The sequence below is a fragment of the Pseudophaeobacter profundi genome (genome assembly GCF_029697505.1).
In the GTDB taxonomy this organism is placed as follows: domain Bacteria; phylum Pseudomonadota; class Alphaproteobacteria; order Rhodobacterales; family Rhodobacteraceae; genus Pseudophaeobacter; species Pseudophaeobacter profundi.
In genome coordinates, this window is the sequence record NZ_JARJEF010000002.1 from 546,573 (window position 1) to 569,002 (window position 22,430).

The 22,430-nt window shown below is 57.7% G+C and carries 24 protein-coding genes; 22 read left to right on the forward strand and 2 right to left on the reverse strand.

The window, feature by feature from the left end; all coding sequences use genetic code 11:
* The first annotated feature begins 5 nt into the window (after positions 1-5).
* The 9 genes from P2081_RS05800 (at position 6) to P2081_RS05840 (ending at position 8,727) form a co-directional block, all read left to right on the forward strand.
* A complete protein-coding gene (locus P2081_RS05800; RefSeq protein ID WP_278921916.1) occupies positions 6-578 on the forward strand; it encodes a TRAP transporter small permease in 573 nt (190 codons plus the stop codon).
* A gap of 2 nt (positions 579-580) precedes the next feature.
* The gene (locus P2081_RS05805; protein WP_278921917.1) at positions 581-1,867 is read left to right on the forward strand and encodes a TRAP transporter large permease; all 1,287 of its coding nucleotides are present in this window, start codon (positions 581-583) and stop codon (positions 1,865-1,867) included.
* A 12-nt stretch (positions 1,868-1,879) separates the two neighbouring features.
* Positions 1,880-2,317 carry a universal stress protein gene (locus tag P2081_RS05810; protein ID WP_278921918.1) on the forward strand — a complete coding sequence of 146 codons (438 nt, stop codon included), beginning with the start codon at positions 1,880-1,882 and terminating at the stop codon, positions 2,315-2,317.
* 8 nt (positions 2,318-2,325) lie between these two features.
* Positions 2,326-3,090, forward strand: a complete 765-nt coding sequence (gene eutA / locus P2081_RS05815) for an ectoine utilization protein EutA (RefSeq protein WP_278921919.1) — start codon at positions 2,326-2,328, stop codon at positions 3,088-3,090.
* A gap of 20 nt (positions 3,091-3,110) precedes the next feature.
* The gene (eutB, locus tag P2081_RS05820) at positions 3,111-4,100 is read left to right on the forward strand and encodes a hydroxyectoine utilization dehydratase EutB (protein ID WP_278921920.1); all 990 of its coding nucleotides are present in this window, start codon (positions 3,111-3,113) and stop codon (positions 4,098-4,100) included.
* Positions 4,101-5,093, forward strand: coding sequence for an ectoine utilization protein EutC (gene eutC, locus P2081_RS05825; protein WP_278921921.1), 993 nt, complete (start codon positions 4,101-4,103; stop codon positions 5,091-5,093).
* A gap of 181 nt (positions 5,094-5,274) precedes the next feature.
* Positions 5,275-5,757, forward strand: a complete 483-nt coding sequence (locus tag P2081_RS05830) for an Lrp/AsnC family transcriptional regulator (protein WP_278921922.1) — start codon at positions 5,275-5,277, stop codon at positions 5,755-5,757.
* Positions 5,758-5,866: 109 nt separating this feature from the next.
* On the forward strand, positions 5,867-7,342 hold the full coding sequence (locus P2081_RS05835) for an NAD-dependent succinate-semialdehyde dehydrogenase (protein WP_278921923.1): 1,476 nt from the start codon (positions 5,867-5,869) through the stop codon (positions 7,340-7,342).
* Between the two features lie 11 nt (positions 7,343-7,353).
* On the forward strand, positions 7,354-8,727 hold the full coding sequence (locus P2081_RS05840) for an aspartate aminotransferase family protein (RefSeq protein WP_278921924.1): 1,374 nt from the start codon (positions 7,354-7,356) through the stop codon (positions 8,725-8,727).
* Positions 8,728-9,064: 337 nt separating this feature from the next.
* Here P2081_RS05840 and P2081_RS05845 read toward each other — a convergent pair whose 3' ends face one another.
* Both P2081_RS05845 and P2081_RS05850 read right to left on the reverse strand, forming a co-directional pair.
* Positions 9,065-9,211: a hypothetical protein gene (locus P2081_RS05845; RefSeq protein WP_278921925.1), complete on the reverse strand. Its 147-nt coding sequence runs from the start codon at positions 9,209-9,211 to the stop codon at positions 9,065-9,067.
* A gap of 200 nt (positions 9,212-9,411) precedes the next feature.
* Positions 9,412-10,320 carry a LysR substrate-binding domain-containing protein gene (locus P2081_RS05850; protein ID WP_278921926.1) on the reverse strand — a complete coding sequence of 303 codons (909 nt, stop codon included), beginning with the start codon at positions 10,318-10,320 and terminating at the stop codon, positions 9,412-9,414.
* Between the two features lie 90 nt (positions 10,321-10,410).
* Between P2081_RS05850 and P2081_RS05855 the strand changes: the two genes are divergently transcribed.
* From P2081_RS05855 to P2081_RS05915, 13 genes are all read left to right on the forward strand, one after another.
* Positions 10,411-11,535: an NAD(P)/FAD-dependent oxidoreductase gene (locus P2081_RS05855; RefSeq protein WP_278921927.1), complete on the forward strand. Its 1,125-nt coding sequence runs from the start codon at positions 10,411-10,413 to the stop codon at positions 11,533-11,535.
* A gap of 13 nt (positions 11,536-11,548) precedes the next feature.
* The gene (locus P2081_RS05860) at positions 11,549-11,818 is read left to right on the forward strand and encodes a (2Fe-2S)-binding protein (RefSeq protein ID WP_278921928.1); all 270 of its coding nucleotides are present in this window, start codon (positions 11,549-11,551) and stop codon (positions 11,816-11,818) included.
* Entirely contained in the window at positions 11,811-13,199 is a 1,389-nt protein-coding gene (locus P2081_RS05865; protein WP_278921929.1) for an FAD/NAD(P)-dependent oxidoreductase, read from the forward strand. The genes P2081_RS05860 and P2081_RS05865 overlap by 8 nt, the downstream gene beginning before the upstream one ends.
* Positions 13,196-13,966, forward strand: coding sequence for an ABC transporter ATP-binding protein (locus tag P2081_RS05870; RefSeq protein WP_278921930.1), 771 nt, complete (start codon positions 13,196-13,198; stop codon positions 13,964-13,966). The genes P2081_RS05865 and P2081_RS05870 overlap by 4 nt, the downstream gene beginning before the upstream one ends.
* 23 nt (positions 13,967-13,989) lie before the next feature.
* Positions 13,990-14,781: an ABC transporter substrate-binding protein gene (locus P2081_RS05875; RefSeq protein WP_278921931.1), complete on the forward strand. Its 792-nt coding sequence runs from the start codon at positions 13,990-13,992 to the stop codon at positions 14,779-14,781.
* Between the two features lie 67 nt (positions 14,782-14,848).
* On the forward strand, positions 14,849-15,538 hold the full coding sequence (locus tag P2081_RS05880) for an ABC transporter permease (RefSeq protein WP_278921932.1): 690 nt from the start codon (positions 14,849-14,851) through the stop codon (positions 15,536-15,538).
* 2 nt (positions 15,539-15,540) lie between these two features.
* Positions 15,541-16,308, forward strand: a complete 768-nt coding sequence (locus P2081_RS05885) for an ABC transporter permease (RefSeq protein WP_278921933.1) — start codon at positions 15,541-15,543, stop codon at positions 16,306-16,308.
* Positions 16,309-16,310: 2 nt separating this feature from the next.
* On the forward strand, positions 16,311-16,655 hold the full coding sequence (locus tag P2081_RS05890) for a RidA family protein (protein ID WP_278921934.1): 345 nt from the start codon (positions 16,311-16,313) through the stop codon (positions 16,653-16,655).
* A gap of 271 nt (positions 16,656-16,926) precedes the next feature.
* Complete coding sequence (locus P2081_RS05895) at positions 16,927-17,376, forward strand: hypothetical protein (RefSeq protein WP_278921935.1); 450 nt, start codon at positions 16,927-16,929, stop codon at positions 17,374-17,376.
* A gap of 237 nt (positions 17,377-17,613) precedes the next feature.
* Entirely contained in the window at positions 17,614-19,008 is a 1,395-nt protein-coding gene (gene rimK, locus P2081_RS05900) for a 30S ribosomal protein S6--L-glutamate ligase (RefSeq protein WP_278921936.1), read from the forward strand.
* 852 nt (positions 19,009-19,860) lie between these two features.
* Positions 19,861-21,048, forward strand: a complete 1,188-nt coding sequence (locus P2081_RS05905) for a tyrosine-type recombinase/integrase (RefSeq protein ID WP_278921937.1) — start codon at positions 19,861-19,863, stop codon at positions 21,046-21,048.
* A complete protein-coding gene (locus tag P2081_RS05910; RefSeq protein WP_278921938.1) occupies positions 21,045-21,734 on the forward strand; it encodes a hypothetical protein in 690 nt (229 codons plus the stop codon). Before P2081_RS05905 ends, P2081_RS05910 begins: the two co-directional genes overlap by 4 nt.
* A gap of 398 nt (positions 21,735-22,132) precedes the next feature.
* A complete protein-coding gene (locus tag P2081_RS05915; RefSeq protein WP_278921939.1) occupies positions 22,133-22,342 on the forward strand; it encodes a helix-turn-helix transcriptional regulator in 210 nt (69 codons plus the stop codon).
* Positions 22,343-22,430 lie beyond the last annotated feature (88 nt).

A 22,430-nucleotide genomic window follows, 5' to 3' on the forward strand; every position in this document is an offset into this window, starting at 1 on the left:
GACGCATGAGCGATACGCCAGTACAAAAAACGGGCCTGACTTGGCTGATTGATGGCATCGACAAAGGCATCGCAGCGCTTGAACGCGCAATCATGGCCATCGGGGTCATTCTGATGGCGGTGAATACCATCGCCAATGTCATCAGCAGGTTCGTCTTCAACCATTCCATCATCTTCGCAGAAGAGCTGAACAGCATTTTCATATTGTTGGTGACCTTTGCCGGCATTGGCTATGCTGCGCGCCATGGTCGGCATATCCGAATGTCGGCAATCTCGGACGCGCTGCCGCAACGGGCACGCAAACTGCTCATGCTTCTGATCTCGGCTGTAACAGCAGTGCTGCTGCTGGTTTTGGCCTGGTACGCAGTGCAGTACATCATGAGCATGTATAGCAAGGGACGGGTCTATCCTGCGCTTGGGATCCCTGTCTATATCAGCTACCTCTGGGTGCCCATTGGCCTGTTCGTAACAGGCATTCAGTATGCTTTGACCTTCATCAAAAACCTGCAGGAACGGGAAATTTACCTGTCCACGGATCTGTGTGAAGCAGATGCGCAAGAACTGGAATTGGAGCTTTAACCATGGCACTCGTGATGTTTTCCGCAATGGTTGTCCTGCTGCTTCTCGGGTTTCCAATGATGGTTCCCCTGATCGCCGGCGCCTTGATCGGCGTGATCGAACTGTTTGGCACGGTTGATAAAACCGAATTCATGATCCAGCAGATGCTGGGGGGCATTCGGCCCTCGTCATTGATCGCGGTGCCAATGTTCATTCTGGCCGCTGATATCATGACACGTGGTCAATCCGCTGGACGCTTGATTGATATGGTCATGGCCTTTGTGCGCCATGTGCGCGGCGGATTGGCCGTCAGCACTGCGGCAGCCTGCGCATTGTTCGGGGCGGTTTCCGGCTCTACCCAGGCAACGGTTGTGGCCGTCGGGACGCCGCTAAGGCCGCGAATGCTCAAAGGTGGCTACAAGGATTCCTTTATTTTGGCGCTGATCGTCAATTCAAGCGATATTGCCTTTCTGATCCCGCCCAGCATTGGCATGATCATCTATGGCGTGGTCGCCAAGGCCTCTATCCCAGAACTATTCATCGCCGGAATTGGCCCGGGCCTGCTGATCCTTGTGATGTTTTCCATCTACAGCATGATCTACGCCAAGATGAATGATGTACCGACCGAACCCGCCGCATCGTGGAGCGAACGCGCGCAGGCGGTCAAACGCGCCCTCTGGCCGTTGGGCTTTCCGGTTCTGATCATCGGCGGCATCTTCTTTGGCATCTTCAGCCCAACTGAAGCAGCAGCGATCAGCGTGGCCTATGCGGTCATTCTGGAGGTACTGGTTTTCCGGACGATGAAGATCACCGAGCTATATCATGTTGCCCTGTCAACCGGAATGGTCACGGCAGTGGTGTTCATTCTGGTGGGCGCAGGGGCCGCCTTTGCCTGGGTTCTGTCATTTGCACAGATTCCGCAACAGATACTGGGCGCGCTTGGCATTGATGAAATGGGACAGATCGGCGTGCTGTTCACCATCGCCGTGGCCTTCTTCATCGGCTGCATGTTCGTGGATCCGATTGTGGTCATCCTGATCTTTGTTCCGATCTTTGCCCCCGTGGTGGAAAAAACCGGACTTGATCCAATTTTGGTTGGCACCTTGATCACACTGCAGGCCGCTATCGGTTCGGCGACACCGCCATTCGGATGCGATATCTTCACCGCAGTCGCGGTATTCAAACGCCCCTATCTGGAAGTGATCAGAGGCACACCGCCATTTGTCTTCATGCTTCTCAGTGTCTCGATCTTGATGATCTTCTTCCCGCAGGTTGCACTGTTTCTGCGCGATATCGCTTTTGACAAATAGGAGGCACAGTACATGTTCAAATCCATACTTGCCGCTTTTGACGGCTCCGAAGGATCAGAGGCCGCGCTTTCCAAGGCCGCCGAATTGGCCATACTGTGCGGTGCAGAATTGACGATCTTGACCATGTACCGCCATCATTCGGTGCTAGAGGGATCGATGTATGTAACCAATGCCGATCAGCCCGATGATGTTGATGCAATCATGAGCAATCATGCCAAGACAACCGCCGAAGGCGGCGCGGCGCTCGCGCGGCGGGCAGGCTGTGAAAAGATCCGCGCCTTTGTCAAAGGCGGGCCGACGGCGCGTACAATCGTCGGTTTCGCAAGAGAGCACGACAATGACCTGATCGTCATGGGTAGTCGCGGACTGGGATCAATTGAGGGATACCTGCTCGGCAGCGTTTCTCATAAAGTCACAAGCCTTGCGCAATGTCCGGTTCTGTTGGTGTGAAGAAGGTGATGACGCTGGACTTGCGATCTTCCGCCTCATCTGTGACTGCCCGGCTGGATCGGCAACCGGTTGCCAAACGCATCGGGCTTGTTGCGCTGGCAACGGATCACACCACCGAGACCGATTTTGCCCGCATGTTGCAGGGGCATGATGTCGGGGTTTACGTAAACCGGATCGAATTTGAAAACCCGATAACCCACGAAAGCCTGTTGCGGACCGGCCCCCGTCTGACCGCTGCTGCGGCAGATATCCTACCGGATGAGCCACTGGATGTGTTGGTCTATGGCTGTACAAGCGCATCGGCTGTCTTGGGCAATGCCAAGGTGGCCGAGTATATGAACCGCGCCAAGCCGGATACGCCCTGTGTCACCCCCAGTTCAGCGGCACTTGATGCCTTCGCCGCACTGGGGATCAAAAAGATAAGCGTCCTGACGCCCTATGCAAAGGATGTGACGGACACACTGGTCCGCTATTTCGCAGAGCACGGCCCCGAGGTGGTGAGTGCAGAGTGCTTTGGATTGTCCGATGATCGCGACATGGCGCGTGTCTCTCTGGACAGCATCATCGACGGCGGGGTTGCTGCCTGCGCCGCGCAGGCGGATGCGCTTTTCGTCTCCTGCACCGCCTTGCGCGCAGCCAGTTGCGTGGCACAGTTAGAGGCCCGCCTGGGCAAGCCGGTGATCACCTCTAATCAGGCGATGGTCTGGCGCTGTATGCGACACCTCGGGCTGACCGGCGACTTTCCCGTTGGCGGCACGCTGTTCAAAACCTAAGAAAACGTCAGGATGACACAATGAACTCTGAAGTCACATTTCAGGATAGCTTTGCTGCGCGCGCACGGATCACCGGGGCAATACGGGTGACACCGACAGTGCCATCAGACTGGCTCAGCCAGGCCAGTGGCGGCGATATCCGCCTAAAGCTGGAACAGCACCAGATCACCGGTAGCTTCAAACTGCGCGGGGCGACAAATGCAATCTTGTCACTCAGCGATGCGCAGCGCGCCAAAGGTGTGGTTGGGGTATCCACCGGCAATCACGGGCGCGGCCTTGCCTATGCGGCTGCAAACGCCGGGGTACGCTGCATCATCTGCATGTCCGAACTGGTGCCGCAAAACAAGGTAGAAGGCATCAGGGCACAGGGGGCCGAAGTGCGTATTGTCGGGCGCAGCCAGGATGATGCACAGACCGAAGTCGACAAGCTGGTGGCAGAAGGCATGGTCATGCTGCCGCCTTTTGACCACCGCGACATCATTGCAGGCCAAAGCACAGTCGCGCTAGAGATGCTGGAACAGTTCCCAGAGCTTGAAACCGTCCTGGTGCCCCTGTCGGGCGGCGGGCTGATTTCGGGCGTCGCAATGGTGATGAAGGCGGTAAATCCATCAATCAGGGTTATCGGTGTCTCGATGGAGCGTGGCGCGGCCATGTATGAAAGCCAGCAGGCGGGCAAGCCGGTCATGGTGCCGGAACTGGCAACCCTGGCGGATTCCCTTGGCGGTGGGATTGGCTTGGACAACCAGCATACCTTTGCCATGACGCGCGACCATGTTGATGAACTGGTTCTGGTAAGCGAGGGTGAAATCGCCGCCGCCATCCGCCACGCCTATTGGCAGGAACGCCAGATTATTGAAGGATCTGGCAGCGTAGGCATTGCTGCGCTGCTGGCCGGAAAAATCAAAGACCCGCGACGCTGTGTTGCCCTGATTTCAGGGCAGAATATCGACATGGCTCTGCATCACCGGATCATTTCCGGCGAAGATGTTGATGTAATGGAAGAAACATAAATGCCCGATATCAAGATACTGACCGAAGCCGACCTGCGCGATCTGGTGCCGCTGGATATCGATGCGGTGGACTGCATCGAACAGGGGTTCACAACCCTGGCGCAGGGCGGCGTTGTCATGCCGCCGATCATGACACTGATGGTGCCGGATCATAACGGCGAGGTCTGCGTGAAATCAGCCTATGTCCCCGGCATCGACAGTTTCGCCATGAAGATGAGCCCCGGCTTCTTCGACAACCCCAAGCTTGGCCTGCCCAGCACATCAGGGCTGATGGTACTGTTCTCTAGCAAAACCGGCATGCTGGAAGCCCTGCTGCTGGACAATGGGTATTTGACGGATGTGCGCACGGCTGCTGCGGGGGCGGTTTCGGCACGGCATCTTGCCCGCGCAGATGCGACGCGTGTCTGCGTCATCGGGGCTGGCGTTCAGGCGCGGCTTCAGCTCCTGGCGCTGACCCTCGTACGCGGCATCAACAGTGCTGTGATCTGGGCACGGGACGGCGCAAAGGCCAAAGCCATGGCGGCCAGCCTGAGTGATGAACTGGGCTTTGAGGTCACCGCCAGCACAGATGCGGCAGCTGCCGTTGCCTCGGCCGATATTGTTGTCACGACAACGCCTGCAACCGAACCTGTGATCAGGGCGGACTGGCTGCGGCCCGGACAGCTGGTCATCGCCATGGGATCGGATCAAGAACACAAAGGCGAGCTGGCCCCGGAATGCCTGGCCAAGGCAACGCTGTACCTGCCCGATGCGCAGGCGCAATGTGCCATCAAGGGCGAGCTGCGCAGCGCCATTGACGCGGGCATTTTCCCGGCTGATCGCCAGTTTGCCGAATTGGGTGATGTCACCTCTGGCAAGGCGGCTGGCCGTCAGTCTGACAGCGATATCATCATCGCAGATCTGACTGGCACCGGCGTGCAAGACACGGCCATCGCCACCCTTGCCAAACAACGGGCCATGGCCGCAGGCAAAGGCTCCAGCTTTACCAGCTGACCCTGCCCCAATGCTGCCCTGCCATCCGCCGCAAAATCGGTATCGGCAAGGCCTGCGCGGAAAAATTGGCCCCTGTTGCGCGCAGACCCGCCGGATATTTTCCCGGACTTATCCATGCGCGTGATTGCACAGCGATGATCGGGTTGTTAGGTGCTTAATCGCGTTCTCCGGAGGTGACACCATGCGGCTTGATGCCCGCGATCTTGATATTCTGAAGGTCCTGTCAACCGAGGGACGTATCACCAAAACGGCCTTGGCGACCCGTGTTGGCCTATCGCCCACCCCCTGCTGGGAGCGGTTGAAAAAGTTGGAAAAAGCCGGCTTGATCAAAGGCTATCGGGCCGAGATCAGCCTGCAAAAGCTTGGTGCCCATGTGACAATCTTTGTCGCCGCCGAACTCTCGGATCATACTGCGGCCAGTTTTCAGACCTTTGAGGCCGCGATGCAACGCTATGACGAGGTCACGGCCTGCTGGGCGCTTGGCGGCGGGTTTGACTACATCCTGCAGATTGTCACCCGCGATATCGATTCCTATCAGCGCCTGATCGACGAAATGCTCGATTCCCGTATCGGGCTGGCACGCTATTTCACCTATGTGGTCACCAAGCCTGTAAAAGGCCATGGGGTACCGCCACTTTCGCTCATCGCAGGGCACCAAGAGTAAATCTCTGCCCGCGACGGGCCAGGCAGAGAAAACCTCTGCTTAGCCTTTGATATTTGGTCTCTTCCTTGGGTCAAAATGCCAACAATGGCAGACAACAAAGGAGAGCCCGATGACAAACACTGCCCTGTCTGCGCGCGATGATATCGCTGACAAATCCTTGGTGCGCAGTTTTTCCTATGTAAATGGGAAATGGTGTGCTGCTGCCTCGAGTGACACCATCCGCGTGACCGATCCGGCAACTGGCGCGGTTATCGGCGAAGTGGCCAGCCTCTGCGCAGAGGAATCCTCTGCCGCTGTGGATGCGGCGCAGGCCGCCTTTCCCGCCTGGTCCGGTCTATTGCCGCAAGAGCGCTCTGCCATTCTGCGCCGCTGGTTTGACCTGATCCTGCATCACAAGGAAGACCTGGCGCGGATCATGGTGTTGGAACAAGGCAAGCCCCTGTCGGAAGCACGCGGCGAAATCGACTATGCGGCCTCCTTCGTGGAATTCTATGCCGAAGAAGCCAAGCGCCCAAATATCGAAGGGGTCACCAGCCACCTGCCCGATGCCGAGGTCGAGGTCTGGCTGGAACCGGTCGGTGTGGTGGCCATGATCACCCCCTGGAACTTTCCTGCCGCAATGCTGACCCGGAAAGCCGCCGCCGCCATGGCAGTCGGCTGTACCGTTGTCGCCCACCCGTCCGGGGAAACCCCGCATTCGGCGCTGGCTCTGGCGGAACTGGCCGAAAAGGCAGGCGTTCCGGCGGGTGTGTTCAACGTGGTTACCGGCCGCGCCGCTACCGTGGTTGGGCCTTGGACAAAAGACACCCGTGTGCGGGCGCTCTCCTTCACCGGCTCGACCGAGATCGGGCGGTTGCTTTATCGTCAATCCGCCGACACCGTGAAAAAACTGGTGATGGAACTGGGCGGGCATGCACCAGTGATCGTGTTCAAGGGGGCGGATCTGGACGTGGCGGTCACTGAAACGATCAAAGCCAAATTCGCCACGTCAGGACAGGATTGCCTGGGTGCCAACCGGATTTTTGTCGAACGCGCCATCTATGATGACTTCTGCGCCCGCTTTACCACCGCAACCCGCGCCTTGTCGCTGGGCATTGGCATGGATGACCCCGATATCGGGCCGCTGATGAATGAAAAGGCGGTGCTAAAGCAGGAAGAGCACGTCGCCGACGCCCTGGCCAAAGGCGCCAAGCTGGCCTGTGGTGGCGCCCGCGATCCGCTGGGATCGCTGTTCTATCAGCCCACGGTTCTGACAGATGTCCCCAAAGAGGCCGCCATTATGTCGGACGAGACCTTTGGCCCGGTGGCGGCCATCGCGCCCTTTGACACCGAAGAAGAGGTGATTGCCCGCGCCAATGACACCGAATACGGGCTGGTTGCATATCTGCACAGCCATGATCCACGCCGCATCTACCGGATGTCACGTGCGCTGCAATTTGGCATGGTTGCGGTGAACCGCACCAAGGTCACCGGTGCCCCCATTCCCTTTGGCGGTACCAAACAGTCTGGCCTGGGGCGCGAAGGTGCGCGTCGGGGCATGGAAGAGTTTACAGAAATCAAATACGTCTGCCGCGATTGGGCATGAGGAGAGAAAAAATGCTGAGAAACGACCAACTTGATCAATGGGACCGCGAGAACTTCTTCCATCCCTCTACCCATCTGGCCCAGCACGCCCGTGGTGAGAGCCCGAACCGGGTGATCAAAACCGCCAGCGGAGTGCATATCGAAGACCGCGACGGCAACAGGCTGCTGGATGCCTTTGCCGGGCTGTACTGTGTCAATGTCGGCTATGGCCGCCAGGAAATCGCCGAGGCGATTGCCGCGCAGGCGAAAGAGCTGGCCTATTATCATTCTTACGTAGGGCATGGCACCGAGGCATCGATCACCCTGTCAAAGATGATTCTGGACCGCGCACCCGCCAATATGTCCAAGGTCTATTTTGGCCTTGGCGGCTCTGACGCGAATGAAACCAACGTCAAATTGATCTGGTATTACAACAATATCCTTGGCCGTCCCGAGAAGAAGAAGATCATCTCGCGCTGGCGTGGCTATCATGGGTCGGGTCTGGTGACCGGATCACTGACAGGTCTTGAGCTGTTTCACAAGAAGTTCGACCTGCCCCTGGCCCAGGTGCTGCACACCGAAGCGCCCTATTATTTCCGCCGTGACAATCTGGACCAGACAGAAGAGCAGTTCGTCGCCCATTGCGTGGCCGAACTGGAGGCGATGATCGAACGCGAAGGTGCCGATACCATTGCCGCCTTTATTGGCGAACCCATTCTGGGTACCGGTGGTATCGTACCGCCCCCTGCAGGCTATTGGCCCGCGATTCAGGCCGTGCTGAAAAAGCACGACATCCTGCTGATCGCGGATGAGGTCGTCACCGGGTTTGGCCGTCTCGGCACTATGTTCGGCTCTGATCACTACGGGCTTGAAGCTGATATCATCACCATCGCCAAGGGGTTGACCTCGGCCTATGCGCCGCTGTCTGGATCTATTGTATCGGACAAGGTCTGGAAGGTGCTGGAGCAGGGCACGGATGAAAATGGCCCCATCGGCCATGGCTGGACCTATTCCGCCCACCCCATCGGCGCCGCAGCCGGGGTTGCCAACCTGCAGTTGATCGACTCGCTGAATTTGGTGGAAAATGCCGGAAGCACGGGTGCCTACCTGCAGAAATCCATGCAAGAAGCCCTGGGCGATCACGCCAATGTTGGCGATATCCGTGGCGAAGGGATGCTCTGCGCGGTGGAATTCGTAAAGGATCGCGACAGCCGCACATTCTTTGATGCCGCTGACAAGATCGGTCCGCAGGTCTCGGCCACACTCTTGTCGCAGGACAGCGTCATCGCCCGTGCCATGCCGCAGGGGGATATCCTCGGCTTTGCCCCGCCCTTCTGTCTCAGCCGGGAAGAAGTCGATACCGTCGTCGCCGCCACCAAACGCGCCGTGACGACAGTCTTGGGCTAGGCAACCTGGCATTTGTCCCCCGGGTGTGCAGCGGTCAATCTGGCCGCAACGCACCTGGGGGGCGACACGCGATGCAGGCGCTTGTTGCACGGCGACTGCTGAACCTGACCGGGGTATGCGTGCGATTTCTTTGCGCGGGCCGTAGCTCATAGAGAACAGCAGTTTGTCGAGGCAAATTGCAGATGACGTCGTACAATTCAGGGGAAACGGAACGCAGACTAAGGTCATCGACGCACTGACCGACCCGTCTAACACAAGCTCACCTTTGGGGCGAGCACCGTGCAGGTTGGCCTCAGGGGCGCGTAACTGATAGAAATCAATTCAGCTATGGCGGAGGTCACATGCGTTTATTCTTTCTGATTACCGTTGCGGCATCAACTAGAGATTTGGCGTCGGTTGCGGCTTCTCCACCTTCGTAGGCAGAGGTCTCGCTCTCAAAGCAGCTATTCGCATCGGCAAGCTGAGCATTTCTAATAGCACTCATACAGGTGCCTCCCTCGTCAGGGACAGCAAAGCGGGCGATTGCTGGATTGTCTTGCAGGCCCATGCCTGGGCAACCGGATTGGCCTGTCCAGCCCAACCAGGACATTTGACTGACCTGCCCTCGCAGCCGCGCGGCATTCCAAAATATGCCGTTCAACCCGCGAATTCGTCGAGACAAAAAAATCGCCCGAGACGCTATACTTAGACACCAAGAAGCGCATCAAAACGCGCTTCAACCAGTTTCAAAAACTGCTCTGCTACGCGCGACGGCTTTCTGGTGGTCGGCAGAAGCAGATCATATCGAAATGGCTGTGCAGGCAACAAAGGGCGCGCCGAGATCCGGCCGAGATTGGCAAAATGTGTTGCCGTCACCGGCTCTACTATCGAAATACCAGCCCCGGCTGAGACCATCTCACAGATCGACGCAGACAATTGCGCTTCGGCGACGATCCGGGGACGGGCGCCGCCTGCCGATAAAAACGCATCTGTTTCCGAACGGGTTCCGATTTCCGCACCCAGAGCGATGAAGGGACGCTGATCGAAGTCTTCCGGCGCGAGCACCGCTTTTTGTTCGAGTTCGTGGGCCGGAGGGAGCACGGCCAGCATCGGCGCGGTGAACAGCTCGCGGCGCAGCACGGCGGGATGGTCATTGTCCAACGCAGCAAACCCAAGATCAAATTGTTGCGAACTAAGATGACGCAGCACCGCCTGAGAGCTTCGTGTACGCAAAGAGACGGTGATTCCGGGCTCTTCTGCGATGAACTCCGCGATGACGTCGGGCAAGAGCTTCAGAGCGAGTGCAGGCATGCCAGCAATAAGCAAGCTGCCGGTCCGAAAGTCTCGAATGTCCTCGATGACGCGGGAAATTTCCATCATCCCCACGAAGGCCCGCTCAACCTCTTCATAAAGGGCGCGGGCCTCAGAGGTGGGCACGACCTGCCTGCCCTGTCGCTCGAACATGTCAAAACCGGCAGCGCGCTCTAAATCCGCAATCAGTTTGCTGACCGATGGCTGCGTGGTGCCGAGCACCGTAGCAGCGGAAGTGACCTTGCCGGTCTCCATCACGGCCCTAAACGCTTCGATCTGACGATGAGTAAGTCGAGGGAGCATAAAGATTCATAGCCTCAGAGAATGATTTGAGAAAATAATACAATTATTCTTATGAATGCAAAGCTGCGATTTTGACGGTGGAGGAATCACATGCAGCAACGCACCCCTGAAATCACTATCGTCGGCGGCGGCATTGTCGGCCTGTCTGTAGCACTCGGCCTGCTGTTGGCCGGATCGCGCGTGCGAGTACTGGATGGGGCTGACAGTGATGCTCGGGCTTCACAGGGGAACTTTGGTCTCGTCTGGGGGCAAGGCAAGGGCTGGAATTTCGCGCCTTATGCCAACTGGACGATGGATGCGCTGGACGCTTGGCCAAGCTTTGCACAGAAGTTGCAGGAGCTGTCAGGCATCAACGTGGCATTGGTCCAATCCGGAGGCTATGAGTTTTTTACCGATCCAACAGAGATGGAATGCTTCAAAGCAGAGCTGGATCAGCAAGCCGGATATCTGGGCCGCCGTGCTAGTTATGAGATGCTAAACGGCGATGACCTGCGCAGCCAGCTGCCTGATGTCGGAGCAAAGGTTGTCGGCGCAAGCTTCTCGCCACGCGATGGCCATGTAAATCCGCTCCGTTTTCTTCGCGCCCTGCGTTGTGCGGTTCAGGCGATGGGCGGGCGCGTGACTATGGGCGCCACCGTTGCTGCGATCACGCCACAGCCTGGGGGTGGGTTTGCGCTTGCGCGGGCCGATGGGGAAGTAACCCACACCGAGCAGGTCGTGCTTTGCGCCGGTCTTGGCGCAACCACTTTGGCCCGGAATCTTGGCTTTATTACACAGGTCAAGCCGCAGCTTGGCGAGTTACTGATCACCGAAAAGCTGGGGAGCCGCCTTCCCTTCCTGTCCAGCACTATCCGCCAGGTCGACGAAGGCGGTGTACAGATTGGCGGTACCAAGGCCGATGCAGGGTTCGACGATCATGAGTCATTGGCCGCCATCGCTGGGCTCGCGCGCCATGCGGTTACGGTATTCCCGGCGCTTGCCGATGTGCGGGTTATCCGGGCCTGGGGCGCGCTGCGGGTCATGTCGCCGGACGGTTACCCGGTCTATGCCAAATCCGCCGCGCATCCCGGCGCATTTCTGGTGACCTGCCACAGCGGTGTCACGCTTGCACCCCTGCATGCCAGCGTTCTGGCTCATTGGATTTTAAACACGTCCCCCACCCCTGATCTGGAGGCTTTCGATGAGTGTCGATTCGCGCTTTCTCATGCTGCCTGAGACCGGAAATCGCATGCGGTTCACCCTTGATGACAAACCGGTTACGGCCCCAGTTGGGGTCACACTGGCAGCGGCGCTACTGGCCCATTCGGGTGATTGGACGCGACAGACCGCACAGGGCACTTCGCGCACGGCCTTTTGCATGATGGGTGTCTGTTTCGATTGCCTGGTTGAGGTCGATGGTACGCCCAACACCCAAGCCTGCATGACCCCGCTGCGCGAAGGCATGATTGTCCGTCGACAGGTGGGGCTACCCGCTCTGAAAGGGGGTCAGAATGGCTGATGTCGACCTCATCATCATTGGCGCAGGGCCCGCTGGTATGTCAGCGGCCGCCGTGGCGGCCCGTGACGGTATCCGGGTGTTGATTTTGGACGAACAGCCGCAACCCGGTGGACAAATTTATCGGAACGTCGCGCAAAACCGAGGCAATCGCAGCTGGCTTGGGCAATCCTATGCCGCCGGGGCATGCCTTGTTGACGCGCTTAAACACCCTGGCATCACCATTCAATCCGGCGCGACCGTTTGGCGGTTGGACAAAGGACCGTTCGTCACTTGGTCGCGCGGCGGCATAAGCCAGACAACCTCGGCTGCTCATGTGCTGCTGGCGACCGGTGCACAGGAGCGCCCGGTTCCGTTTCCTGGCTGGACGCTCCCCGGTGTAATGCCTGCCGGCGCCGCGCAAATATTGATGAAGACCGCAGGGTTGCTGCCCAAGAATGCCGTTCTCGCGGGTTCCGGCCCCCTGCTCTACCTAATTGCCGCGCAGATGATTGACGCTGGAAGCGCCCCACAGGCCCTGGTCGAGACACAGACGCCCCGCCAGATGCTGCGCGCGCTGTCACATTTGCCGCGCGCAATGTTCGGCGCGCCAACCTTGCTGAAGGGTTTGACCCTGATTGCCAAAATCCGCGCAGCAGGTGTGCCGCGCTATACCGCTGCCTCGGATTTCCGAGCCAGTGCCGAAGCAAACGGCGACATTGGTTTTCGGTTCCGGGTGAAGGGGCGCGATCGAAGCCTCACCTGTGGCCTGCTGTTGACGCATCAGGGCGTGATCCCCGGCACCCATATCACGCGGGCTGCGGGCATCCCGCATCAGTGGAACGCCGCGCAGGGTGCCTTTCAGCCCGAACATGATCTTTGGGGCGCTACCGATCAGCCGAGCCTGCATGTGGCCGGAGACAGTTCCGGGATCGGCGGGGCGGATGCCGCAGCGGCAGCGGGTGAATTAGCGGCGCTGAACATCCTGTGCCAAACTGGCCACCATAGCACCGAAACCCGCGATCAGCGCGCCGCCCGTGCCCGCGCTGCTCTGTTCCGCGCCCGCGCCATTCGGCCTTTCCTTGATACTGCCTATCCGCCACCCGCCGAAATACTCACCCCGTCAGACGACACCATCGTTTGCCGCTGTGAGGAAGTCTCTGCCGGGGCCATACGGCATGCCATACGTGAAGGCGCCCAGGGCCACCGCCAGATCAAGACATCCCTGCGCTGTGGCATGGGCCCCTGTCAGGGCCGCATGTGCGACGCCACGCTGCGCGGCCTTCTTAGCGCTGAGGCCACCACAAACCGAGCTATTTCCCCGCCCCGCGCCCGTACACCAATCAAACCGATTGCGTTAGGCGAGCTGGCCGCACTCTCACCCCTTCAGGAGGAAACCACATGACCGCCCCCGCAGCCCTGAAAGTCATAGACCTGCACAAGAGATTTGGCGCACATGAGGTCATCAAAGGCGTGTCCCTTGAGGCGCAAAAGGGCGAGGTAATTGCCATTCTTGGTGCATCGGGCTCTGGCAAGAGCACCTTTTTGCGCTGCATCAACTTGCTCGAGACGCCGAACTCCGGCGAGGTCTGGCTGGCAGGCGAGCAGATGCGAATGACGCAGAACCGCCGGGGCGAGATCGTACCGCAAGACCTGCGACAGGTCGAAGGCATGCGCGCCCGTCTGGCGATGGTGTTTCAGGGTTTCAACCTTTGGTCACATATGACCGTGATGGAAAACGTCATGGAGGGCCCGCTCTACGTTCAGGGCACCCCCCCGGCGCAGGCCCGAGAGAAAGCTGAGGCGCTGCTTGCCAAGGTCGGCCTGTCGGATCGGGCGGACTATTATCCCGCGCATCTGTCGGGCGGCCAGCAGCAACGGGTGGCAATTGCCCGCGCGCTTGCAATGGACCCTGACGTGATGCTGTTTGACGAGCCGACTTCGGCACTGGACCCCGAACTGGTGGGCGAAGTGCTGGGTGTCATGCGTGATCTGGCCGATGAGGGCCGCACAATGCTCGTTGTGACTCACGAGATGGGTTTTGCCCGCGATGTCTCCACCCGAACCGTGTTTCTGCACCAAGGCGAGGTCTGCGAAGAGGGCCCGCCTGCAGAGCTGTTTTCCAACCCGCAAACCCCCGAGTTTCAAGCGTTTTTGTCACGCATGAACTAATCACCCACAGAGAGGACCAACCCATGTTTCGCAGAACCATCCTGAGTGCCGTCGCTGCTTCTGCACTGAGCGCACTTGCCCTTCCCCTTGCTGCACAAGACACGCTGCGCATCGGCGTCGAAGGCGCTTACCCTCCGTTTTCCTCCAAGGAGTCCGATGGCACACTTATCGGCTTTGACATCGAGATCGCCAAGGCGCTCTGCGCGGAAATGAAGCGCGACTGCGAGTTGATCGAGCAGGAATGGGACGGCATGATCCCCGCACTGAAAGCCCGCAAGTTCGATGCCATCGTTGCTTCCATGTCGATCACGGAAGAGCGCAGGCGTCAGATTGATTTCTCTGAAAAATACTACAAGACCCCGGCGCGGCTGGTGGCTCCCAAGGACGCCGATTTCGAAGGCACCCCCGAGGGTCTGGCCGGTAAGCGCATCGGTGTGCAGCGCGGTGCGACACACCAGTGTTACGCAGAGAAGATGTTCCCCGATGCCGAGATCGTGCTCTACGGCTCGCAGGACGAAGTCTTTCGCGATCTGGCGCTTGGCCGCGTGGATGCGCAGCTCTCTGATAGCCTGATCGCACAAGAGAGCTTCCTCAGCGCAGAAGCCGGTGGCGACTATGCCTTCCTTGGCGGAGATCACACCGACGTCGAATGCTATGGCGAAGGCGTCGGCATTGCCGTGCGCAAGGGGGAAGATGCGCTGCGCGCGGATCTGAGCAAGGCCATCACAGCACTCCGCGAGAACGGCACATATGCCGAGATCAACGACACATACTTCCCCTTCGATATCTACGGTGGTCGACCTGCGGGCGACTGATCTTAGACCTGACACACTTCATCAGGGCGACCCACCGCTGCCCTGATGATCCAATGAAGGATACGCCATGAACCTGCTTTTGGAATATCAAACCCAATTGATCGACGGCACGATCATGACGATCACACTGGCGCTGACATCGCTGGTCATCGCCTTGACCTTTGGCCTGCTCGGTGCTTGGGCGAAACTTTCCGCCAACCGTTTGGCCCGGCGGTTGGCCGGAGCTTATACCACCATAGTGCGCGGGGTGCCTGATCTTGTGCTGATCCTGCTGGTGTTCTTCGGCGGTCAGGTAACGCTTAACAACATCGGCGCGGCGACAGGGCTTTGGGGCTATGTCGAAGTCAGCCAGTTCGCGGCGGGTGCAGGCACAATCGGCGTGATCTTCGGCGCCTACTTCACCGAAACGTTTCGCGGCGCCATCATGGCAATCCCGCGTGGTCAGATAGAGGCAGGTATCAGCGGCGGGATGCGCAAATCGCTGATATTCCGTCATATCATCTGGCCGCAGATGGTCCGCTTTGCCTTGCCGGGTTTCACAAACAACTGGCTGGTACAACTCAAGACTACGGCGTTGGTTTCAGTCATCGGGCTTCAAGACTTGGTCTATAATGCTTTCACCGCCGGTCGCTCGACGGATCAGCTTTTTACCTTTATGGCGGCCGCATTTGTCATCTACCTGCTGCTAACTGGCGTGTCCGACCTACTGCTGCGTGCGGTGGAACGTCATTACAACCGCGGCGCGGTAAGGACGTGATCATGGAAACCCTGCTGTCCTATATCCCACTCGACCTTGCCCTGATCGCCGAGAACTTTGACCGCTTTCTCTATGGGGTTTGGGTGACACTGAACCTGACCTTCCTGTCGCTGCTGCTGGGCGGTTTGCTGTCGATCCCCATGGCAATCGCCCGCGCATCGAAACACCGGGTCTTCAACCCGTTGGTGCAGGGTTACACCTATGTCTTTCGCGGCACGCCGCTGTTGGTGCAAACCTACCTGATCTATTACGGCGTCGGCCAGTTTGAGGTGATCCGCACAAGCTTTCTGTGGGACCCTGTTCTGTCCTCCGCCTGGTGGTGCGCGCTCATCGCCTTCACACTCAACACCGCCGCCTATACGACCGAGCTGCTGCGTGGCGCCATAGCGGACACCCCCACCGGCGAAGTGGAGGCTGCCATTGCCACCGGCCATTCCGACCGCAGCCGCATGCGCCGGATCATCCTGCCCTCAGCCTTTCGCCGCGCGATTCCGGCCTACTCCAACGAAGTCATCTTCATGCTGCACGGCTCAGTCATTGCCAGCACGATCACCTTGCAGGACATCCTTGGCGTAGGGCGCTGGCTGAACGGGCGCTATTACCTCGCTTACGAGGGTTTCATCACCGCCGCCGTGCTCTATTTCCTGATCGTCCTGTGCATCACATGGGCCTTCCGCAGGTTCGAGCGCCGCTACCTACGCCATCTGACCCGTCGCGACACAGGCATCGCGCCTCACGCGGCCTCCCTCCCGACCCCTGAAAGAGTATGACCATGATCGAACGCATCCACACCAATCAACGCATGAGCAAAATTGTCAAACACTGCGGTGTCGTCTATCTTTGTGGGCAGGTCGGCAGCGGGACAACTCTGGCCGAGCAGACCGAAGACTGTCTTGGACGCATCGACAAGCTGCTCTGCGAAGCAGGGTCATCGCGCGCACATATATTGCAGGCGATTGTCTGGCTTGCTGATATGGCGGAATTCGACGAGATGAATGCAATTTGGGACGCTTGGATACCCCAAGGTGCAGCACCGGCACGCGCCTGTGGAGAAGCCAAACTGGCGGATGCAGATTTGCGAGTGGAAATTATCGTAACCGCTGCTGTAGTTGGTTGACGATCGGTTCCAGGTTCACCCTGTTGTCGATGACGTCCCAGTCTTCGGCAAATTTGCCGAAGACAACGTTGGCCCATGGTCCCTGTCATCGGCAGATTGACAAGCCAAAGATACAGGGTAGGCTCAACTTATGGTTATGCATGAGAATCATTTCCGGTTTCTGCTTCTGAACCGCCCCCGTCCCCGGGTGGCGCACGCTTAGGCGTCTCTTCAACCCCCGGGGCCATCTCAAACCCTTCATTGAGACTGCGATCCTTTCCGGGGGACCATCATGCACATCACCGATCCGATGCACTTGCCTGCGGGCAGTGCATATCAACCGTCGTTCAAATGCCTGCCACTCAGAGGCCGCTACCAACTGATCCAAGCCGACAGGATTGGGATCGAGCGGTTGCTAAGTCTTGGCCTCTCGGCGAAATGTCCAAACCCGACACTGATCGAAGGCTTTCTGCGGCACAAGCTACGTCTGGCCCGGCGTGCGCCCGAACCGACGCCCCCAAACCTCGTGGTGGCCGGGCGCCAGGTTTCGTTCATGACCACCGGCGGCAAGGCCCGCAACGGCAAAATCACCATGGTGCCGGGCGAGAACCTGGGTTGCATCCCGGTCACCTCGTTTTTGGGGGCGACAATGCTGGGGATGCGAAAGCTGCAAAGAATGCCCCTACTGCGCGAGGACGGGTCAATTGACACCCTCGTTGTGCTGGACGTGGGCGACGCTTGACGCGGCGAGGCCCGCAAGGCCAAGATTCGCTTGCCTCACCGCCGCAAGTCCGGATTGAGCCCAAAGCGCGGAATGCTGGTGAGTGTTAAATGTCAGCGTCCGCCCCGGAGCAAGCGATACGCCACGCAACATACTGTGCAAAATTTGGCAAGTCGGCAGTCCTATTTAGGCTAGCTCCGGGCGCTCAAACTTGATAGCGCGAATTGAATATCGCCAAACATCCGAGGAGTCGATTGCTTGGAAAACGTATTTTGTCTCGGCTGGGAAGAATGGCTGAGTTTGCCTGGGCTGAGCCTTCCCGCTATTCGAGCGAAGGTCGACACCGGGGCAAAAACTTCTGCCCTTCATGCCGTTGCAATCGAACCCTTTGGCCCCGCCGATGCGCCCCAGGTCAGGTTTGTCGTACAGCCGAACCCGGACGACGAGAACCTCGAAATCACCTGTTCTGCGAAAGTCGTTGATCGTCGGCAGGTTACGAGTTCAAACGGAGAGATTGAACTACGTTATGTGATCGAAACTCAGGTTCTGGTGGGCGGTCGGGAATGGCCGATCCAGGTCACTTTGACCAACAGGGAAACCATGGCTTATCGCATGTTGCTGGGCCGCTCGGCGATTCAGGATGATATGCTTGTCGACCCCAATGTTTCTTTTGCCCAGCCCAGACTTTCCTTCTCCGATTACAGAGGGTTGCCGCGAAAACGCCCGGTCAAGCGTCCTTTACGCATTGCTTTGCTTACACGTGAAGCAGGTAGCTATTCGAGCAAGCGCCTTATTGAGGCAGCCCAGGAAAGGGGCCATGTCGTCGAAGTCATCAATACGACCCGCTGCTATATGAAAATCGGAGGCATTACCCCGGAGATCCACCTTGATGGCAAAGTGCTTCCAAGATTTGACGCCGTTATCCCGCGCATTGGAGCATCGGTCACAAGTTACGGAATGGCGGTCTTGAGGCAGTTTGAGGCAACCGGAGCATTTTGCCTGAACTCAGCAGAAGCAATTGGTGCCTCTCGCGACAAGTTGCTGGCCCATCAAATATTGGCGCGGGCAAAGATACAAATGCCAGTTACGACATTCGCCAGTTCACCAAAAGACACCAAGAGCCTTATCGAACTCGCGGGGAAAGCCCCGGTTGTTGTGAAGCTGTTGTCATCGACGCAAGGCAAAGGTGTTGTTTTGGCAGAAACCGCGAAAGCGGCAGAAAGTCTTGTAGATGCATTTCGCGGTTTGGATGCCAGTTTCCTGGTTCAGCAGTTCGTTAAAGAAGCCTCTGGATCAGATTTGCGCTGCTTTGTCGTCGGCGGCAAAGTTGTGGGCGCAATGAAGCGTGTCGGGGCTGACGGTGATTTTCGCTCAAACCTTCACCAAGGCGGAACAGCAAAATCCGTTCAGATCTCTAAGGAAGAGCGGGAAACAGCCAAGAGAGCTGCCAAAGAATTGGGCTTGTCCGTGGCCGGAGTTGACATGTTGCAGTCTTCGGATGGCCCCAAAGTGCTGGAGGTAAACTCATCTCCGGGACTTGAAGGAATTGAGCGAACGTCTGGAAAGGACTTGGCCTCTATTATCGTAAAGCATCTTGAACATCACGTCAGACCTTTGTCGCGTTATCGAGACGGCGGGAAAACGGCCAGCTGACATTTTGAAGCTGCGGTACTCCAAGCGACGCGCGTCCCTTGGTTGGGAAAACGCGGACATTCGCGCGCGCGGCGGCGGCTTGAAGGGCTTACGGACACATCACTTCTGGGGTCTATTGAAATCAGCTCCAAATCGCGCCGCGCGACAGTCAGAACTGAAGGCATGAGCGGTATTTCTCGAATACCGCTTGCCGGGGCGAGGTCCTGCAACTGACGATCTCGCCACTTGGCAAAATCCTTCGCAGACAGATCCTCAAGGCGAATTTTGGCAATAGAGTCTCGCCCAGACTTCTCCAGCCTGATGACTTCCCACCTGTGACTGCGCTTGGAGGGCGAAACCTCGCACGCATAGCGGTTGAACACCTCGCCCAATGTCTGCTTGGCTGCCATCTTATCGCTGTTCAGAATCTCGCGTTCCGCCCAAAGAGCCCAATCTTTGGCCCCTTGCTTTATCGGAAATACCTTTGACTTTCGGATATCGTTGCGGACAACCTCGGCCCGGCATCCTGATTTAAGCTTCCGAATGGACGCAACGAATTACGCGCCGTGCGGAACATATGCGTAAACGAATACACATTCCTGCACATCATGGCCAGCTACCCGATACCGCCACATCTGCAAAACACTTATTTTAAAAGGAAAAACATTCAAAACCGTTCATATCAGTTTAGATGCTGGTGCGGGCGGTGGGACGCGCAGTTCAATATCTATGCACATCAGCCGTAGTCAATTCATGGATGGAGCCAGCTTTGGTGTTGAAAACAAAGCATCTTCCCGTCTCATTCCATCTCGACGATCTCCACTGAATACTATACCCATAGGTGGACTAAAAGGTGGACTGTAAAGGCCTCAAATGATCCGGAACAAACTAACGGCCCGCGGCCTCATGACTCTGAACGCAGGGAAATATTGTGATGGCGCTGGGCTCTGGCTGGTGAAATCCGATCAGAAGAACGGAAAATGGGTCCTGCGGCTCACCGTTCATGGCAAGCGCCGGGAAATGGGGCTGGGGCGCTGGCCTGATGTAAATTTGGCGGAAGCCCGCGAGAAGTCGGGGGAAGCGCGCCGTGAGTTACGTGAGGGGCACGACCCAATCCGGCAGCGTCAAAAACGACGCCAGGATGCCCTGCGAAACCTTCACCTCTTCCGAGACATTGCCCGTGATGCGTTTGAAGCACGCAAGGCGGAGCTGAGGGATGGCGGCAAGGCAGGCCGTTGGTTCAGTCCGCTTGAACTGCATGTGTTGCCAAAGTTGGGGCATGTGCCTGTAGCAGAGATCACCCAGATTGACCTGCGCGACTGTTTCGCGCCGATCTGGCACACGAAAGCTGAAACCGCGCGCAAGGCCTTGACCCGCACCTCTATCTGTCTGGACCATGCGGCGGCGCTGGGCATCGATGTGGACCTGCAGGCCCCAAAAAAGGCGCGGGCTCTACTCGGAAAGTCCAAGCAGACATCCACCCATATTCCTGCGCTCCCCTGGCAGGAGGTGCCGGGGTTCTATCAGAGCCTTGATGAGGGAACAGTGACGCATCTTGCATTACGGTTGCTGATCCTGACCGGGGTACGCTCCAAGCCGCTGAGATTCATACGAGAAGAGCAAATACAGGACAATATTTGGATAATCCCTGGAGATCAAATGAAGGGACGTAAAGACGCCACCACCGACTTCCGCGTCCCTCTTTCGGCTGAGGCACTAAATGTCATAGATAAAGCGCGTCAACATGCACGTGATGGCTATCTGTTCCCCAGTGTTCGCAAGGGGGTCCTCTCTGACGCCACGATGTCCCGATTGATGGAACGGCGGGGTCTTGAAGCACGCCCTCATGGGTTCAGGTCAAGCCTCCGGGTTTGGTTGGCTGAGGTCACTGACGCCAGCCATGAAGTGGCCGAAACGATGCTTGGCCATGTGGTCGGCAGTGCTGTTGTACGCGCCTATCGGCGTACGGATTTTCTCGACCAGCGCCGAACCCTGCTTGAGCGCTGGGCCTCGCATCTTGCAGACAACACCAATACTCCCGTCAATCAGGTGATAAAATGACTGCGCATAAACGCTACCTCCCTCTCTTCGATGAAACAGGTGCCTGGGCTCTGGATCGGCCCGACCTTTATGTGTTGGTCCGCATGTCCGTGCAGGAGGGGCAAGCGAAGAGCGATCCAGAGGCAACCTACCGCTACATCGCCGAAGCGTCTGATAATACGAAATCCGAATTAAACGACCCCGAAAGCACGCTTGAGAAGCACTACATCAGAGGGCATATGACCGAGCGCCGGTACGCCGCAATGGTGGTGACGGAACTGTTACGGCTCAAGTTGAACGACGAGAAACCCACCCTGGCCAATGCACTCAAGCTGATCACGCACGAGCTGAGCAGAGCAAAGCCAACCACTCAGGAAAGTTCAATCAAAAGCCAAGTTAAAACCGCTTTCAGCAAATGGCGAAACACCAGCCATCTCGAGGCTGCGTTTCGGATTAGTGGCATGTCTGGTCAGTCATTCGAGGCCGATCACAAGCAGTTCCTGAGTTTCCTCGCAATCGCGAAGGCGCTTGAGGACTTCATGGATGAAGTTTGCGGGCAAGGCGATCTGAGTTGGAACCCTTGGCGTGTCCCGGAGCAAATTGACGCTGCATTCTCAGGACAAATGACCCGTCTCAGTGATGAAGAAAGAAAGCTTCTGTCTACGAATTGCCCCCCCCGTGAATTGCCAAGTCACGCTTATCCATAACCTGCGGGCTGCGTCCTGTTCCGGGGATAGCATTGGCCTGCGCGGCTGTGGTTAGGCCAGAAATTTTACGGGAAACATAGGAAACTTTACAAATACAGTCTGTGTTTTTTGTGTGAAAAGTCGCAAAAAAATCAAAAATACAGAATTTTAATAAATGAATACAGTCGACTAACTTTACGAGCGTAGGGAAATCAGAAGCAAAGCAGACCAAGAAGAAGATATTGATGACTGATGGCGCTGATACAGGCCACAGCCCCTTTTCCCTTTGGCAATGATCGATATCGTCCGGACAAACTCAGGCCCAGAAGGGGGGGGTAGAATTTTTTTCTACCCTCCCCACGCCGGGCGTTGTCGCCTTTAGATGTCTCATCTCAACTCGAATAGAGGCATCCAAAAACATGTCGAATCAATCAATCTCTCGCACAGATGGCGTCGACCCACTGCTCAAGGTCAGCGAAGCCGCAAATATCTTGTCAATCAGCGTCCCAAGCTTCTGGCGGCGGGTCGCAGATGGATCCGTTCCCCGACCGATCAAGCTTGGCTCTTCGTCCCGCTGGCTATGCTCAGAAATCCTTGCGGTGATCGAAGAGGCCAAGGCGCGTAGATGAAACGCAACCGTATCGCTGAGCTGCCCCCTTGGAGGACTGCTCGCCAATACCCCTGAGATCCCGCATTCATGGCGCGCCTGCACGCTGC